This window comes from Staphylococcus coagulans, from assembly GCF_002901995.1.
In the GTDB taxonomy this organism is placed as follows: Bacteria; Bacillota; Bacilli; order Staphylococcales; family Staphylococcaceae; genus Staphylococcus; species Staphylococcus coagulans.
Genome location: NZ_PPQN01000059.1, coordinates 56,120 through 72,262, shown reverse-complemented (window position 1 = coordinate 72,262; position 16,143 = coordinate 56,120). Strand labels below are relative to the sequence as shown.

The 16,143-nt window shown below is 36.4% G+C and carries 14 protein-coding genes and 1 riboswitch; of the genes, 9 read left to right on the top strand and 5 right to left on the bottom strand.

Translation table 11 applies throughout. The features are described 5' to 3' along the window. Positions 1–211: 211 nt before the first annotated feature. Positions 212–925: a purine-nucleoside phosphorylase gene (gene deoD / locus CD118_RS10580; RefSeq protein WP_050330344.1), complete on the bottom strand. Its 714-nt coding sequence runs from the start codon at positions 923–925 to the stop codon at positions 212–214. Positions 926–1,185: 260 nt separating this feature from the next. On the opposite strand from deoD, the gene CD118_RS10575 reads away from it, so the two are divergent. Beyond that, a complete protein-coding gene (locus CD118_RS10575) occupies positions 1,186–2,487 on the top strand; it encodes a pyrimidine-nucleoside phosphorylase (RefSeq protein ID WP_050330346.1) in 1,302 nt (433 codons plus the stop codon). A gap of 11 nt (positions 2,488–2,498) precedes the next feature. After that, positions 2,499–2,852, top strand: a complete 354-nt coding sequence (locus CD118_RS10570) for a DoxX family protein (protein WP_050330347.1) — start codon at positions 2,499–2,501, stop codon at positions 2,850–2,852. Between the two features lie 124 nt (positions 2,853–2,976). On the opposite strand, the gene CD118_RS10565 is transcribed toward CD118_RS10570, so the two are convergent. Further along, positions 2,977–3,453: an S-ribosylhomocysteine lyase gene (locus CD118_RS10565; protein ID WP_050345341.1), complete on the bottom strand. Its 477-nt coding sequence runs from the start codon at positions 3,451–3,453 to the stop codon at positions 2,977–2,979. 177 nt (positions 3,454–3,630) lie between these two features. Beyond that, positions 3,631–3,739: riboswitch (SAM riboswitch) on the top strand. 163 nt (positions 3,740–3,902) lie between these two features. Between CD118_RS10565 and CD118_RS10560 the strand changes: the two genes are divergently transcribed. The 3 genes from CD118_RS10560 (at position 3,903) to CD118_RS10550 (ending at position 7,011) form a co-directional block, all read left to right on the top strand. Further along, on the top strand, positions 3,903–5,024 hold the full coding sequence (locus tag CD118_RS10560; protein ID WP_103356680.1) for a M20 family metallopeptidase: 1,122 nt from the start codon (positions 3,903–3,905) through the stop codon (positions 5,022–5,024). Next, entirely contained in the window at positions 5,025–6,215 is a 1,191-nt protein-coding gene (gene ldmS, locus CD118_RS10555; RefSeq protein WP_103356678.1) for an L-aspartate--L-methionine ligase LdmS, read from the top strand. 124 nt (positions 6,216–6,339) lie between these two features. After that, positions 6,340–7,011, top strand: coding sequence for a DUF2750 domain-containing protein (locus CD118_RS10550; RefSeq protein WP_103356677.1), 672 nt, complete (start codon positions 6,340–6,342; stop codon positions 7,009–7,011). A gap of 98 nt (positions 7,012–7,109) precedes the next feature. On the opposite strand, the gene coaW is transcribed toward CD118_RS10550, so the two are convergent. Next, a complete protein-coding gene (gene coaW / locus CD118_RS10545) occupies positions 7,110–7,913 on the bottom strand; it encodes a type II pantothenate kinase (protein ID WP_050345344.1) in 804 nt (267 codons plus the stop codon). A gap of 200 nt (positions 7,914–8,113) precedes the next feature. Beyond that, positions 8,114–9,706, bottom strand: a complete 1,593-nt coding sequence (locus CD118_RS10540; protein WP_050330356.1) for a BCCT family transporter — start codon at positions 9,704–9,706, stop codon at positions 8,114–8,116. 306 nt (positions 9,707–10,012) lie between these two features. Between CD118_RS10540 and CD118_RS10535 the strand changes: the two genes are divergently transcribed. The 4 genes from CD118_RS10535 to glpT all read left to right on the top strand — a co-directional run bounded on the left by CD118_RS10535 (position 10,013) and on the right by glpT (position 15,332). Next, complete coding sequence (locus CD118_RS10535; RefSeq protein ID WP_050330358.1) at positions 10,013–10,876, top strand: GNAT family N-acetyltransferase; 864 nt, start codon at positions 10,013–10,015, stop codon at positions 10,874–10,876. A gap of 368 nt (positions 10,877–11,244) precedes the next feature. Beyond that, positions 11,245–11,781, top strand: a complete 537-nt coding sequence (gene rpoE, locus CD118_RS10530; RefSeq protein WP_050330360.1) for a DNA-directed RNA polymerase subunit delta — start codon at positions 11,245–11,247, stop codon at positions 11,779–11,781. Positions 11,782–12,095: 314 nt separating this feature from the next. Continuing rightward, positions 12,096–13,709 carry a CTP synthase gene (locus CD118_RS10525; RefSeq protein ID WP_060829582.1) on the top strand — a complete coding sequence of 538 codons (1,614 nt, stop codon included), beginning with the start codon at positions 12,096–12,098 and terminating at the stop codon, positions 13,707–13,709. Positions 13,710–13,973: 264 nt separating this feature from the next. Then, positions 13,974–15,332: a glycerol-3-phosphate transporter gene (glpT, locus tag CD118_RS10520; protein ID WP_060829583.1), complete on the top strand. Its 1,359-nt coding sequence runs from the start codon at positions 13,974–13,976 to the stop codon at positions 15,330–15,332. 87 nt (positions 15,333–15,419) lie between these two features. Here the strand turns inward: glpT and CD118_RS10515 are convergent, their stop codons facing one another. After that, entirely contained in the window at positions 15,420–15,944 is a 525-nt protein-coding gene (locus CD118_RS10515) for a DUF2529 family protein (protein WP_050330365.1), read from the bottom strand. Positions 15,945–16,143: the final 199 nt, after the last annotated feature.

Sequence of the window (16,143 nt, the reverse complement as noted above, 5' to 3'; positions counted from 1 at the left end):
GTTGGTTGATTTTCTCAGTGCCCTTATAAGGGCTGGTCAGTAACAGAGGCTTTCAGCCGAAGAACAAACCACCCGTTCACACGGGTGGTTTTGATTGTGTTTTTGCTTTAATTAAGCCAAATTGAGTTGAGACTTCAGCACCTAAGCAAGCAGTTCACGAAGGCAAGGTCTTCAAATTTTTCTGCCCCAACTTCTCATTTATTAAATCAAATTATTCAGCGATTTCTAAAGCAACTTCCATCATTTGTGTAAATGAATTTTGACGCTCTTCGGCAGTTGTTGCTTCATCACGTAATAAATGGTCACTCACTGTAAATACACCAAGAGCTTTTTTACCCGCTTTTGTTGCATTTAAATAGAGACCTGCTGATTCCATTTCTACACCGAGAATACCCATTTCAATCCATTTTTGATTGAAATCTGGATTTGCGTTATAAAATGTATCAGATGAAAGGATATTACCTACGTGTGCACGCGCACCAAGAGCATCTGCTTTTTCTTTAGCTTTCACAACGAGATCAAAATCAGCTAACGGTGCAAAATGTCCTGGAATTTGGAACTGATCAACATAATTAGAGTTTGTTGAAGCACCTTGTGCAATAATGATGTCGTACAAGTGAATATCTTCTTGCATTGCACCACAAGAACCAATACGAATAATCGTGTCTACATCGAAGAAATTGTAAAGTTCATAAGAATAAATACCGATACTTGGGATACCCATTCCTGAGCCCATTACAGAAATTTCTTTTCCTTTATATGTACCTGTATAGCCAAACATATTACGTACTTCATTGAATTGTTCAACATTTTCTAAGTAGTTTTCTGCAATGAATTTAGCACGTAATGGATCACCAGGCATAAGTACAGTTTTTGCAATTTTAGTACCATTAGGTTGAATGTGTGGTGTGCCTTGTTGTGTCATTTAAAACATCTCCTTAATATCTTATATCATTTTAAAGATAACAGAACTATAATGAAAAGTCGATAAAACATATTAACAAAGAGAAGTGTAATAGGTACATCAACGATTGGACCGCATGTTGTCGCTTCTTTGATAAGTCTATTTAAGTCCGTATCTCTATAATGATTTGGTTTTACCAATAGATAGATTTTGGTTTATAATAAAGGTGAATTCAAACATATTGTAAAAAATAAAAATCCATATAGAAATGAGGAATGACCATGAGAATGGTAGATATTATTGCAAAGAAACGCGATGGACATGTGCTTACAAAGGAAGAAATACAATTTTTTGTAAACGGTTACACAAATGGGGAGATTCCTGATTATCAAATGTCGAGTTTAGCGATGGCGATTTTCTTTCAAGATATGACGGATGAAGAGCGTGCGGATTTAACGATGGCAATGGTCGCATCTGGAGATCAAATTGATCTTTCAAATATAAAAGGAGTCAAAGTGGACAAGCATTCAACTGGAGGGGTAGGTGATACAACGACACTTGTATTGGCACCGTTAGTTGCTGCGTTAGATGTCCCTGTAGCTAAGATGAGTGGACGTGGTTTAGGTCATACAGGCGGTACGATAGATAAATTAGAATCGGTTAAAGGATTCCATGTTGAAATATCGGAAGAAGAATTTGTACGACTCGTGAATGAAGATCATGTCGCTGTAATAGGTCAAACAGGTAATCTGACACCAGCTGATAAAAAAATCTATGCTTTACGTGACGTTACAGGTACAGTGAACTCAATTCCTTTAATTGCATCTTCAATTATGAGTAAGAAGATTGCTGCGGGTGCGGATGCGATTGTACTTGATGTTAAAACAGGTAATGGTGCCTTTATGAAAACAGTGGAAGATGCAGAAGCTTTAGCACATGCGATGGTTAAAATTGGAAACCAGGTGGGACGCCAAACAATGGCAATCATTTCTGATATGAGTCAACCTCTAGGTTTTGCAATCGGGAATGCCTTAGAATTAAAAGAAGCGATTGATACGTTAAAAGGTGAAGGGCCAGAAGATTTAACTGAACTTGTTTTGACACTCGGTTCACAAATGGTCGTATTAGCTCAAAAAGCGAACAATTTAGAAGAAGCACGTGAAATGTTAAAAGAAGTCATTGAAAACGGTAAAGCGTTAGAGAAATTCAAAACATTTTTAAGTAATCAAGGTGGCGATGCAAGTATCGTTGATGATCCATCACAATTGCCAACAGCACAATATCAATTCGAATTACCTGCGAAACAAGCTGGTGTTGTTGCAGAAATGATTGCAAATGAAATCGGTATCGCATCCATGATGTTAGGGGCAGGACGCCAAACGAAAGAGGATGAGATTGATCTTGCTGTAGGTCTCGTTTTGAATAAAAAAATAGGTGATCATGTTGAAGAAGGAGAATCCCTATTAACGATTCATGCGAATACACAAGATGTTGAAGCAGTAAAAGAAAAATTGTATGATAATATTACAATCTTAGAGCAAGCATCACAGCCGAAATTAATCCATACAATCATTACTGAATAAAGGGTGTTGAGATGAAAAAAGTAGGTCGCATATTAATAGGTATTGGATTTTTGATTATTGGCGTTTTACATTTTACGAGAGAGCGTCGATTCAGAAATATCGTACCTCATTATTTACCATTCAGAAAGGCTGCTGTACTAGTTACAGGCGCATGCGAAATATGGATAGGTATAAAGCTACTTTTGGCGCGTCCATCTGACGCATTAAAACGTTGGATTAACTTTTTCTTATTATCAGTTTTTCCAGCAAATATTTATATGGCACGGCGTCGATTGCCACTTGGTAATAGAGAATTATCAGATACGGCAAGATATGGGAGACTACCGCTTCAATTCATTTTCATGTATCTCATTAAAAAATTATAATTATAAACTTTAAAAAGGCATTTCAAGTTGTGAATCACACACAATTTGAAATGCCTTTTGTTCAGTCAAAGTGACTTATCATTATTTTTACATCGTCATCCTATTTTAAAATGTTACATTATATTTAAACGTGTGCACCTGTTCCAAAAACATCATGCCATTGGTCACGTTTATCTAAAAATGATTGTGCAATTGCTTGAGCGCCCTCTAAAGAATGTGAAGCAGCCCAGCCACATTGTAATTCATTGCAAGCAGGAACTTCTTTCGCATCAAGTACATCTTGTATTGTTTTTTCAATAATATTTAATACATCGTCATAATCATCATGATTGATAAAAGAAACATAAAAACCAGTTTGGCAACCCATAGGACTTAAATCAACCACTTTATCTGTATGGTTTCTAATATTCTCGGCCATCAAATGCTCTAGAGAATGCAATCCAGGCATGTCCATGTGCGCTTTATTCGGCTGCTTAAAACGAATGTCATATTTATAAATTTCATCTCCGTTAATCCCTTTCATTTTACCAGCCAAGCGAATATAAGGCGCAACCACTTTAGTGTGATCCAAGTTAAAACTTTCAACGTTCATTTTTGGCATTTGTACAAACCTCCTTCATGTGTAATTTCATTTTAACACAATTTAGTATGATTGAAAGTAAAAAACTGAGCTTATTACTCAGTTATACAAAAAATAAGATAGAAATTTTTGATTTATCTGTAAAAAACACATGACAAATTGTCCTAAATCCGATAAAATAAGTACAAATTTAATAAATATTTATCAAGAGTGGTGGAGGGAATTGGCCCTACGAAGCCCTGCAACCTCATCGTAAAGCGATAAAGGTGCTAAATCCAACAGCCTATAATGGACTGAAAGATAAAAACGACAAAGATGTTATCACCGGCGTACATCAACCACACTTGAAAAAATATGTGTTGATAGTATAGGATGATAACTTTTTTTGTTTTGGAAGGAGTTTTAATTTGGTATCAGTGAGACAACGGATTTTAGATTATATAGATAACAACAGATTGAAATACATTGATATGAGTCATCAAATTCATGAAAGACCTGAGATTGGAAATGAAGAGTTATTCGCTTCGAGATTGCTCATTGATCATTTAATTGAGTGCGGTTTCGAAGTCGAACGCGACATCGCTGGTCATTCAACAGGATTTATAGCGACATATGAATCCTTAAAAGAAGGGCCTACAATCAGCTATCTTGCTGAATATGATGCACTTCCGGGATTAGGTCATGCCTGTGGCCATAATATTATCGGTACAACGAGTGTCTTAGCAGGTACAGCACTCAAGCAGGTCGTCGATGAAATTGGAGGGAAAGTCGTCATCTTCGGTTGTCCAGCTGAAGAAGGTGGTGAAAATGGAAGTGCCAAAGCGAGTTATGTTAAAGAAGGCATATTTGACGATGTAGATGTTGCGTTAATGATACATCCAGGCAATGAAACATACCCAACCATTCACACCCTTGCGGTAGATGTACTAGATATTAAATTTTATGGTAAAAGTGCGCATGCTTCAGAGAATGCTTATGAGGCACGAAATGCTTTAGATGCAATGATTAGTTTTTTTAATGGTGTCGCTCAAATTCGTCAACATATTAAAAAGACTGAACGCGTCCATGGTGTAATATTAGATGGTGGCAAGGCCGCGAATATTATTCCAGATTTCACACATGCACGTTTTTATACGCGTGCGACCACACGAAAGGAACTGGATGTGCTAACTGGACGTGTTCATGATATTGCAAAAGGGGCAGCGATACAAACGGGTTGTGATTTCGAGTTTGAGCCTATTCAAAATGGCGTCAATGAGTTTGTGAAATCACCAAAACTCGATTTGTTATTTGAACAATATGCAACAGAACTAGGGGAAGAGGTAAGTCATGATGATTTTGGGTATGGTTCAACAGACACGGGGAATGTCAGCCATGTTGTACCAACGATACACCCACATGTCAAAATTGGACCAAGAAGCTTGGTGGGGCATACCCATCGATTTAGAGAAGCTGCTGCAAGTCCAATGGGAGATAAGGCGCTGATTAGAGGTGCAAAGATCATTGCATTAATGGGGGCTACATTAATTCAAGATAGAAATCTCTTAGATACAATTCAAAAGGAGCATCAAATTAAAAGGGAGAAGTTATAAATGACGGTACAAAATAAACACGCACCCCGCTTAACAATGGGTGATATCTATGAAACAAATGTGGTCTATACTTCTAGACCTTCTTATGTTTCCAATCCTTGGTTAGAACCAGATGAACATCAATCCAACTTTTTAACTGGGAGAGAGTTGTTGATTGCCAATTTACCAGTCATCGTTCATGAGGCCAGTGTCACGCATAAATTAACACAGCTTTTTCAAATGATTGGACGATCCATACCGGACAATGTCATCACATTTAGAGACCAAGAGAGTTATGAAGGTGCACTTAAACGTTTGGCAACTATCGAAGAACGTCAGATTTATTTTCAATATGTTCATGACGACTCGATTGTTGATGCAGCACACTATGCTATGGATAAAAAGTTATTTGTTGAGTTGAATAATAAGTCCTTAATTCCAAAATGGACTCAGAATCAGTTTTTACCCAAACGAGAAATCGTAACATATGAAAATTTTAAGTCAGCCATTCAGTCTTGGTCACTTCCAGTTGTAATAAAGCCTGGGGATGATTTGCCTACTGCTGGAGGGTATGGTGTGATGATATGTTATAACGAGCAAGAATTAAACGAAGCGATTGCGCGTGTGGAAAAAGCACAAGAAGCGACGAAAACGCTGATCATTGAGCAATGTATTGAAGCGGTGGATAACTATTGTGTGCAGTACGCTTGGCATCCTGTTGAGGGCATTATATACCTCGGTGCAGCAAAACAATTAACAAATGAATATGGTTTTTATAATGGAAATGTGAATGCTTTAGAGGTACCTGAAAAAGTAATTGAAGCAGGCCGGAAAATAATGGAAAATGGTGTTTCTCAAGGGTTTATCGGTATTGCAGGATTCGATATTCTTGTCGATGCTGAAGGCGATGTCTATGCAATAGATTTAAACTTCCGACAAAATGGTTCAACAAGTATGCTCTTACTAGAACCGCAATTAACAGGAAAGCATCACAAATTTTATAGTTACTTTGCAAATGGAGATAATGAACGGTTCTTTAATGCCATTTATTCCTTTGTAGAGCAAGGTGTTTTATATCCTTTATCCTATTACGATGGAGATTGGTATGAAGATCAACATGTCAATTCAAGATTTGCATGTATTTGGCATGCTGATAGTGAAGCAGACATTCAAGCATATGAGCAACAATTTATAGAAATGGCTGGGCTATAAACAATTCTACTTTGATGTATGATATATTGGTTATATAGAGAAATCAAATCAAGTTTGATGACCGGATAGAAGTGAGAGACTTGTATTCGTGATACATTTTGAGTTGAGAAAAAGGAGCAGAGTCATGTCTTACAAAAACGAACGCTTTTATAAAGATATATTAACCAATGAACAGTTTTTCATCGCTGTTAAAGATAAAAAGATTATTAAGCATAGTCATAATGGGAAGTCATTATTTTGTTTTTGGACACGTGAATCTTTAGCGAAAACCTACTTAGAAACATCCGATGTGGCCTATGACAAAATCAAAGCGATGGATATTGATCAGTTTGCGACTTATGAACTTGATGATATGTTTGATGAAGAAGATGAAGCACTCGTCAATGTGACAGACCGTGCGCAAGGCCATGAGATTCGAATTATCGAAGTGGTCAGTGACTTGATGACTGATTTAGATAACATTCGTATCCGTGAATTTGTACAAGATGTTGCTAAAAGTGACACGGTGTACGGCTTAAGTCAAAAAGACAACAAACAATTTATGATTGTATACGATGAGAACGATAATTTTGATCAATCGCACTTTATGCCAGTATGGAGTTTAAATAAACGTGCGGAAAAAGTCGCAGAAGAAGATTTTGAGACCTTTGAATTGATTGATGTAGAAGGAGAAGTTTTTGCGGAATGGTTAGATGAGCTGCGTGATGATAATCGCTATGTAGCCATTGATGTCAAACCAGGAGTAGTAGGTACGATTGTTTCGGCGCAGAAACTTGCGAATGAATTAACTTTTTAAAGGCATAGATTATTTTCAATTTTTGACCTATTCATAAACAAACGCAGATTAGAAGCCATGTATGACGGTGGTTTTCTAATCTGCGTTTTTTAAATGAATTAATGAGATAAGTATAATGTGCCTAATGCGCCAGAAAAGGCACCATTTTTTAAATAGTGAGGGTTGAAACCTCTCAATACTGTATAATCAGTGACCACTTGTTGTAAGAGTGGATTATCATGAAATGATGAACCAATATAGACCACATCTTTCACTTGATGTTCTCTTGCGACATGAATGGCTACAGTTGTAATGCTTTCACCAACGACACCGATAACGGAAGCAAGTTTATCGGCATCCGTAAAGTTTTGATCGATATTTAATAAGACATGACCAAAATTAGCAGCAGTGAGTTCTCCAGAAATAGGAGGGGTATCATTTTTATAAATATGCTTCACTTTCAAGTCGATAATGTCACGATTCCCTTTTAATGCGAGATTCGTTAGTGTAGCATATTCAGTAATACCAGTGAGGAGGTAACCCAACCCTTGGATCATGCCACCTCCTGTACCTATGCCACCTACGCGTTCCTGTTCTAAGCCATCTGTTAAATGAAGTGATGTGCCAGTCCCTACATTTGTGAAAATGTATCGATCAATATGAATATCTTGTTCTTCTAAGAAAATCTGAACGCCTCGAGCCGCAGCGTCAAATTCGATATATGTTTGCGCATTACATGTTAAACGCTCACTTAATGTTTTCGCGTTTCCTCCTGTAATATGTATATCCTGGCAAGGCTGTTGATTCAACCATTCAGCAACGGTTTCTAGTTCTGTTGTCTGATAGACCTTAAATGATCGTTCGCCCTCATTTTCTATTGCAATTTTTATCAAAGTACCGCCAGCATCTATGCCAATACGCATGATTTGTCACCTCGAATTATTGTTTATCACCAATATATACTATACGATAATGACAAAATTACAAGCGTTAATTCAAAGTTTAATTTTAAAATAAATTAGAGTGCAAGCAATAAAAAGGACGAAGTTGGGAGCGTATTCCCAACATCGTCCGGTAGTGTCGCATGCACAAATGAAATTGGCTTCATTAAAGTAAATTTTGATTACATTTCATGATCGCGTTCCCGATCTTCTATTGTTCTTGAAAAATCTTTATCATCATCAATGTGTGTCATTTTGAAATACTTAGTTGGTTCACGACGTAATGCATTCATCAATGAAAAAATCATGAGAAACAAAATAATCGAAAAAGGTAATCCTGTAACAACTGATGCAGTTTGTAGACTTGTTAAGCCGCCTGCAACGGTTAGAGAAACAGAGATTGCACCGATTAAAATGCCCCAGACCAATTTATGTTTACGTTTAGGATTTTCTACACCGCCTGTTGCCATTCCTGATACGATATGTGTTGTCGAGTCGGCACTCGTAACAATAAATGTAAAAATAAGAATGATAGCCAATGCGCTTGTCACCTCATGTAAAGGAAACTTACTCAATAATTCAAATAACGCAACTGTATAATCTTTATCTACTATTTTTTCAATACCATCATTGTGGTGGAGTGCCCAGTTAATTGCAGTGCCTCCAAATCCTGAAATCCATGCGAATGAAATACAAGGTGGAATGATAAGTACACCGATAACAAATTCTCGAATTGTACGTCCTCTTGATACACGTGCGACGAAGCCGCCAATAAAAGGAGACCAAGATATAACCCATGCCCAGTAGAAAACTGTCCATTTCTGAATCCAAGTATTATCCCCAGAATACGGGTCCATTCTTAAGCTATATTGCACAAAGTGAGAGATATAATCCCCAATTGAAACCGTAAAAGTTTCGACAATAAAGCGTAAATCACCAAAAATAAAAATAAACAAGAGCAAGATTGCACCAACAATAATATTTAGATTACTTAACCACTTCACACCACGATTGATGCCTGTCAAAGCTGAACCAAGAAAAATAATCGACATCAATAATGTAATTAAAATTAAAGTTAATGATGTATTAGGTACTTTGAAAACGTGATTAAGGCCACCTGCAATTTGTAGTATACCCAGTCCAATAGATGTTGCAATCCCCATTACGGTCGCAATAATCGCTAAAATATCAATAATATTTCGGAAAGGGCGTCGGTACGTCTCACCGAAAACAGGTTCCATTGCAGTAGAAATTAAGCCATCTCGACTTTTACGAAATTGGAAATAAGCAACAATTAAACCGCTCATCGCAAAAATAGACCATTGTGAGATGCCCCAGTGGAAGAAGGTATAACCCATGGCCAGTCGAGCTGATTCAACAGTCTGACCTTTAACTGCTTTTGGAAATGGAGAGTGCAAATAATGCGTTAATGGTTCTGCTACACCCCAAAAGACGATACCTACACCTAAACCTGCTGAGAACAACATACCAATCCACGAAATAAATGAAAATTCAGGTTCTTCATCATCGCGACCTAATTTAAATCGGCCATATCTTGAAATAGCTAAAAAGATTAAAAACACATCTAAAACAAATACGATAATTAGAAATAGCCAACCAAAATTAAGTGCCAATATATCATATGTATGCTGTGCATATGCACCAAATATCTTTGGAAAGATGGCTGCAAGTAATGTGAGAATCAAAATAATTGTGAAAGAAACAATATACACAATATTCCGATTTTTTTCTTTAGTACTTTTATGATTTCCCATAATATCCCCTTTCAAATTTTGCAAACGTGAAATCAAGCGTTGACAGATTGCTTTACCTTTTACAAAGAAAATCTTTATTGAGAGAAGTTAGATTTAAACTCAATAAAACAGCAGTTATCCTTGTAATCTTGTCATTTTAATGCCCTATCAACATTTAAACGAAATAACGTTCCAACAGCGGTAAATCAATCCAAAGTAATACACTGGCTTTCGTTATTTTTAAATCACATTTTCTCTAAAAACTTGTTTGAACGTTACTAATTGTGTCAACATAAGTATTAGGAAAATGTAAAGGGATGGTAAAAAATGACCCAAAAAAGTAAGCGCTTTGATGATATTACTATACAATTATATGAAGAGCAATACCGAGATGCACTCTACCATTTTCAATTAAGTGAACGTCAACGAATCTATTCTTCTTTACCCAAAGAAGTTTTAGATGATGCATTAGAAGATAAAAATAGAGAAGCAAATATCGTCTTAAATGATCAAAATGAAGTGATTGGTTTCTTTGTATTACACCAACGTTATCAACATGAAGGCTACGATACACCTAAAGAAGTCATTTATGTGCGTTCATTATCTATCAATGAAGCATATCAAGGCCATGGTTATGGTACTAAAATGATGATGACGTTGCCAGAATATGTCCAATCCATTTTTCCAGATTTCAACCATTTATATTTAGTGGTTGATGCAGAGAATGAGGCGGCTTGGAATGTTTATGAACGTGCAGGTTTTATCCATACGGCTACGAAAGAAGAGGGACCTATTGGTAAAGAACGTCTGTACTATTTAGATTTAGACTCTAAATATGTATCATCGTTAAATCTAAAACAGAGCGTATCATCTGAAGAAGGCACAATCGAGGTGGTTGATCTTATTCTTGATCATCAAAAAGTAGGTTTTATTGCGATTGAACAGTTTGATCAAAGATTAATCATACGTGCACTATACGTAAATGATGCATATCGAGACACAGGTATTGCGCAAAGTGCATTACGTCAATTAGCGACATATGTTCGTAAACAAAATCAAAAGATTAAGGTTATCGAAATCACATTATTTGGTCCAAATCATCAATTAAAAACTTTGTTTGAGAAAAGTAATTTTGTTGAAACGCTATCAACAGAAGATTATACTACGTTAGAAAAGTATATTAACTATTAATATTTAAGCGCTGTGAATTAACGCCATGTTCATGAATTAAAAGTATACGATTCGCTGTTGAAAATTCATACTTCAAGTCTTAATGATGACTGTTTTCTAGTTGCGTAAAATGACGATAAAGAAGATATAAGAATGAAGTCATGGAAAATGTGATTGAACATATTGCGAAATGACGTTGAGTGATTTATAATTTACTTTTGTTAATGTCAGTGTTAAAACACCAATGTTGCAATGAATGTGCAACTGTTTTGACACTAAGGAGTTAAAAGGGAGAACGGCAACGATACGCGATTTCCTTTAAAGATGAAAGAAAGTGTTTGAGTCATTGAATAATTAGAAATGCGAACCTTTGAAAGGAAGATATGCTGATGAAATTACAAGATTATACACAAGAGATGGTGGATGAAAAATCATTTATTGATATGGCCTATACGTTTTTGAGTGAACAAAATCAAACAATGAATTTGTATGATATTATTGATGAATTTAAACGTATCGGACATTACGAAGACGACCAGATTGAAGATCGTATCGTTCAATTTTATACTGATTTGAATACAGACGGTCGTTTTTTAAGCGTCGGTGATAATATTTGGGGCCTACGTGACTGGTATTCAGTAGATGACATTGAAGAAAAAATTGCGCCAACAATTCAAAAATTCGATATTCTTGATGAAGATGATGAAGAAGATAAAAACCTTACATTATTGGGTGAAGACGATCCTGAAGGTGATATTAATATTCCAAATCATACTGATGATCAAGAAGGTCTTGCTGACCCTGAAGATGAACGTGTAGAAGATGAAATTGAAGACTCTGATTTAGTTGTTGAAGATGACGAAGATGAAATCGATGAAACATACGATGATGAGGATGAAGAAGAAGAGGACGAAGAAGAATTTTAATTCACTCATTTTTGCAAGAAAGATGATTGACTTTTTATGTCAAAGTGATAAAATTTTATTCGGGCTCCTTTAATTAGGACAGATAAATAAATGAGACGTTAATGTCTAAAACTTAAGTATTAAGTTGGACATTTAATATAAGTAAACGTTGAGGTTCCCCTTACAATAATACCATTGTGAGTGGGAACTTTTTTTAATTTCATATGAATGATTAGGGTTAAGATGTTTTTAATCAAACTAAACATTTTATATTCAGATCCACCCCCTAATATTTGGAAAGCATTTCTGATGATCAATGAGGAGGAAATAAAAAAATGACAAAATTTATATTTGTGACTGGCGGTGTAGTTTCTTCGTTAGGTAAAGGGATTACAGCAGCTTCACTGGGTCGATTACTTAAAGATAGAGGATTAAAAGTAACGATACAAAAATTTGACCCTTATTTAAACGTGGATCCGGGTACGATGAGCCCTTATCAGCATGGTGAAGTATTCGTAACAGATGATGGGGCTGAAACGGATTTAGATTTAGGCCATTATGAACGTTTTATTGATATTAATTTAAATCAATATTCTAACGTCACAGCAGGAAAAGTGTATTCACATGTCTTACAAAAAGAGCGTCGTGGTGATTATCTTGGTGGAACCGTGCAAGTGATTCCGCATATTACAAATGAAATTAAGTCACGTTTGCTGCTTGCTGGTGAAAGTACAAATGCAGACGTTGTCATTACAGAGATTGGTGGGACAACAGGGGACATTGAGTCACTGCCTTTCATTGAGGCGATTCGTCAAATCAAAAGTGATTTAGGGCGCGAAAATGTGATGTATGTACACTGTACATTACTTCCATACATTAAAGCGGCTGGTGAGATGAAAACGAAACCGACACAACATAGTGTTAAAGAATTACGTGGTTTAGGTATCCAACCTGATCTTATTGTTGTACGTACTGAGTATGAAATGGGACAAGAGTTAAAAGATAAAATCGCTTTGTTCTGTGATATTGATAAAGAAAGTGTCATTGAATGTCGAGATGCTGAATCCCTTTATGAAATTCCATTGCAGTTAAGCCATCAAAATATGGATGATCTTGTGATTGAACGTTTAGGATTAGAGGCGCAACGTGATACACAATTAGATGAATGGAATCACCTCATTCAAGTTGTTAATCATTTAGAAGGAAAAGTAACAATTGCTTTAGTAGGGAAATATGTGGCATTACAAGATGCTTATTTATCTGTTGTTGAATCTCTCAAACATGCAGGTTATCCGTTTATGAAAGATATTGATATTCGCTGGATTGACTCTAGTGAAGTCACTGATGAAAATGCGGCTGACTACTTAAGTGATGTTGACGGTATTCTTGTACCAGGTGGCTTTGGCTTCCGTGCAAGCGAAGGTAAAATTTCAGCGATTAAATACGCGCGCGAACAACAAATTCCATTCTTCGGCATTTGTTTAGGGATGCAACTCGCAACAGTTGAGTACGCACGTCATGTTGTCGGCTTAAAAGATGCGCATTCAACAGAACTTGACCCGAATACGCCTTATCCGGTAATTGACTTATTACCTGAACAAAAAGATATTGAGGATTTAGGCGGAACATTGCGCTTAGGTTTATACCCTTGTAGCATCAAAGAAGGGTCATTAGCGAATGAGATTTACGGACAAACATCCGTAGAAGAACGCCATCGTCATCGCTATGAATTTAATAATGAATTTAGAGCACAACTTGAAGAAGCGGGTATGATATTTTCTGGAACAAGCCCAGATGGTCGTTTAGTTGAAATGGTAGAGCTTGAAAATCATCCATTTTTTATTGCTTGCCAATTCCACCCAGAATTTTTATCAAGACCTAATCGTCCGCAACCGATTTTCAAATCATTTATTGAGGCGGCAATTCAACAACAAAATCGTGAGCAATAAAGGCATTGGCTGCTGATAGTGGTTAACATTGGCGATTTATAGATAATATGAGCCATACGTTAGAATAGAACTTGTAAAAGGTGTGGGACAGAAATCGATTTGATTTTAATGTCCTACACTTTTTTTATAGGGGTTAAAGCGCATGGATGGAAAGCGATTACAATATTGTCACATCATGCAAAAATAGGTTTGACAAAAGTTATGTTTGTTAATAAAATTAACAAAATATTAACAAAATATTAATAAAATCAAGGGGGTTCGGTTATGTTTCGATTTCTAAAGCCACCTGCACACGTCAAACCGATTGCTAGTGATCAGCAGGATGATACATATCGTAAAATGAGACGGCAAGTTTTTTTAGGGATATTTATCGGTTATGCAGGCTATTATTTATTACGTAAAAACTTTTCTATTGCGATGCCTTATCTATCTGAAATGGGGTTTACAAAAGCAGAGTTAGGGTTTGCTTTGTCTGCTATCTCTATTGCATATGGGATTAGTAAATTTGTTATGGGAACTGTCAGTGATCGTAGTAATGCACGTACATTTTTAACATTAGGATTATTATTGACTGCTATTGTTAACTTATTGATGGGTTTTATTCCTGCTTTGACCTCTAGTGTCACTATGATGTTTTTGATGTTATTTTTAAATGGTTGGTTTCAAGGTATGGGTTGGCCACCATCAGGACGTGTACTTGTCCACTGGTTTAGTGTGAGCGAAAGGGGAAGTAAGACCGCCATATGGAATGTCGCGCACAATGTGGGTGGTGGATTGATGGCGCCAATCGCCTTGCTGGGTATATATTTAACCGGAACGTTGAGTTTTGGTTATTTAAAAGGCTTTGAAGGTGCCTTTATTTATCCAGCTCTATTAGCCATTATCATTGCGTTGATAGCTTATTTACTTATTCGAGATACACCACAATCTGTAGGTCTGCCACCGATAGAAGCGTATCGAGATGACTATCCTACACATCAAAAAGAGACTTTTGAAACAGAACTCACGACAAAAGAAATTTTGTTTAAATATGTCTTAAATAATAAGTGGGTTTGGATTATTGCAGTTGCGAATATCTTTGTCTACTTTGTCCGTTATGGCGTGTTAGACTGGGCGCCTTTATATTTAAGTGAAGTGAAGCACTTCGATATGAAAGGATCAGGATGGGCTTATTTCTTATATGAATGGGCAGGTATTCCGGGGACTTTAATTTGTGGATGGCTTTCAGATAAAGTGTTTAAAGGGCGTCGAGGTCCAGCAGGTTTTATCTTTATGATTGGTGTCACTATCGCTGTGGTTGTATATTGGTTAAACCCACCTGGGAATCCGCTTGTTGACAACTTGGCACTTGTCACGATTGGATTTCTTATATATGGCCCTGTCATGTTAATTGGTTTACAAGCGTTAGATTATGTACCGAAAAAAGCAGCTGGAACTGCAGCAGGTCTGACAGGCTTATTTGGCTATTTAGGCGGTGCGGTAATGGCTAATATTGTGATGGGGGCTGTTGTTGATCATCTTGGTTGGAGCGCAGGCTTTATTTTACTCACAATCATCAGTATTCTAGCGATGATTAGCTTTATATTTACATGGAATAAGCGTGGTCAAGAAGTCGTACATTAATCGACTTCATTAAAAAATGAGATGCACAGTTTATTGACAAAGGAATTATCATACAACTTTGTTCAATCGCTGTCATCTCATTTTTATTTAAGCTAAGTCTAAATCACGAATCATCTCAATCATTTGTGTATATATTTCATAATATACATAGTTAAGTGCCATAAGGTGAGGTGTTACGACTTTATCATAATCTTCCGTATATACGATCGGGCGTGGTGTAGAAAGATTGATAAAGTGCATCATTTGATCTGGTAAATCTTGATTTTTAGGTTTATTGGTGATGACAACAACGTCGCGGTCATTTTTCAATAATCGAGCTAAGTCACTTGCCATTTCTTCACTATATTCTGCACCAAAGAGTAAGACGCGATCTGTTGAATCAAGCTGGTCAAAAGTGGCATCGTCTTCTAATGGTAAACTTGAATGTAACTTTTCAAAACTGTTTAATATGTATGTCTCGAAACATTTCAAATCGCCATACCCCTTAATGTAAACATGTCCTTCACCGCCAATAGCTTGAATAAGACTTTGAGCCGCCATTTGAATATCAAGTGCTTGGTCATCTAAACGGTTAAAAACACCAGTTAATTGTGTCGTCAGCATTTTTGACATTATGATAGTCCTCCTTAGTGGATATATCTTGCGTGTGCATTTTAGTGCAAATCTTTATTATACATTTTCATTTAATAAAATCATTTGCCCATTTCATAATATTTTCATCTGCCTTTTCATTTTATAATAATCCGTTGTTGTCGTTCAAATATCTTTGCCGCGTATATGAGGTGAATGTTTATGTTGAATTTTTATGGTC

What these genes read in the sequence shown, in the direction of transcription:
- deoD (WP_050330344.1), bottom strand. Translation starts at nt 925, where the DNA reads ATGACACAACAAGGCACACCACACATTCAACCTAATGGTACTAAAATT.
- CD118_RS10575 (WP_050330346.1), top strand. Translation starts at nt 1,186, where the DNA reads ATGAGAATGGTAGATATTATTGCAAAGAAACGCGATGGACATGTGCTT.
- CD118_RS10570 (WP_050330347.1), top strand. Translation starts at nt 2,499, where the DNA reads ATGAAAAAAGTAGGTCGCATATTAATAGGTATTGGATTTTTGATTATT.
- CD118_RS10565 (WP_050345341.1), bottom strand. Translation starts at nt 3,453, where the DNA reads ATGCCAAAAATGAACGTTGAAAGTTTTAACTTGGATCACACTAAAGTG.
- CD118_RS10560 (WP_103356680.1), top strand. Translation starts at nt 3,903, where the DNA reads ATGAGTCATCAAATTCATGAAAGACCTGAGATTGGAAATGAAGAGTTA.
- ldmS (WP_103356678.1), top strand. Translation starts at nt 5,025, where the DNA reads ATGACGGTACAAAATAAACACGCACCCCGCTTAACAATGGGTGATATC.
- CD118_RS10550 (WP_103356677.1), top strand. Translation starts at nt 6,340, where the DNA reads ATGTCTTACAAAAACGAACGCTTTTATAAAGATATATTAACCAATGAA.
- coaW (WP_050345344.1), bottom strand. Translation starts at nt 7,913, where the DNA reads ATGCGTATTGGCATAGATGCTGGCGGTACTTTGATAAAAATTGCAATA.
- CD118_RS10540 (WP_050330356.1), bottom strand. Translation starts at nt 9,706, where the DNA reads ATGGGAAATCATAAAAGTACTAAAGAAAAAAATCGGAATATTGTGTAT.
- CD118_RS10535 (WP_050330358.1), top strand. Translation starts at nt 10,013, where the DNA reads ATGACCCAAAAAAGTAAGCGCTTTGATGATATTACTATACAATTATAT.
- rpoE (WP_050330360.1), top strand. Translation starts at nt 11,245, where the DNA reads ATGAAATTACAAGATTATACACAAGAGATGGTGGATGAAAAATCATTT.
- CD118_RS10525 (WP_060829582.1), top strand. Translation starts at nt 12,096, where the DNA reads ATGACAAAATTTATATTTGTGACTGGCGGTGTAGTTTCTTCGTTAGGT.
- glpT (WP_060829583.1), top strand. Translation starts at nt 13,974, where the DNA reads ATGTTTCGATTTCTAAAGCCACCTGCACACGTCAAACCGATTGCTAGT.
- CD118_RS10515 (WP_050330365.1), bottom strand. Translation starts at nt 15,944, where the DNA reads ATGTCAAAAATGCTGACGACACAATTAACTGGTGTTTTTAACCGTTTA.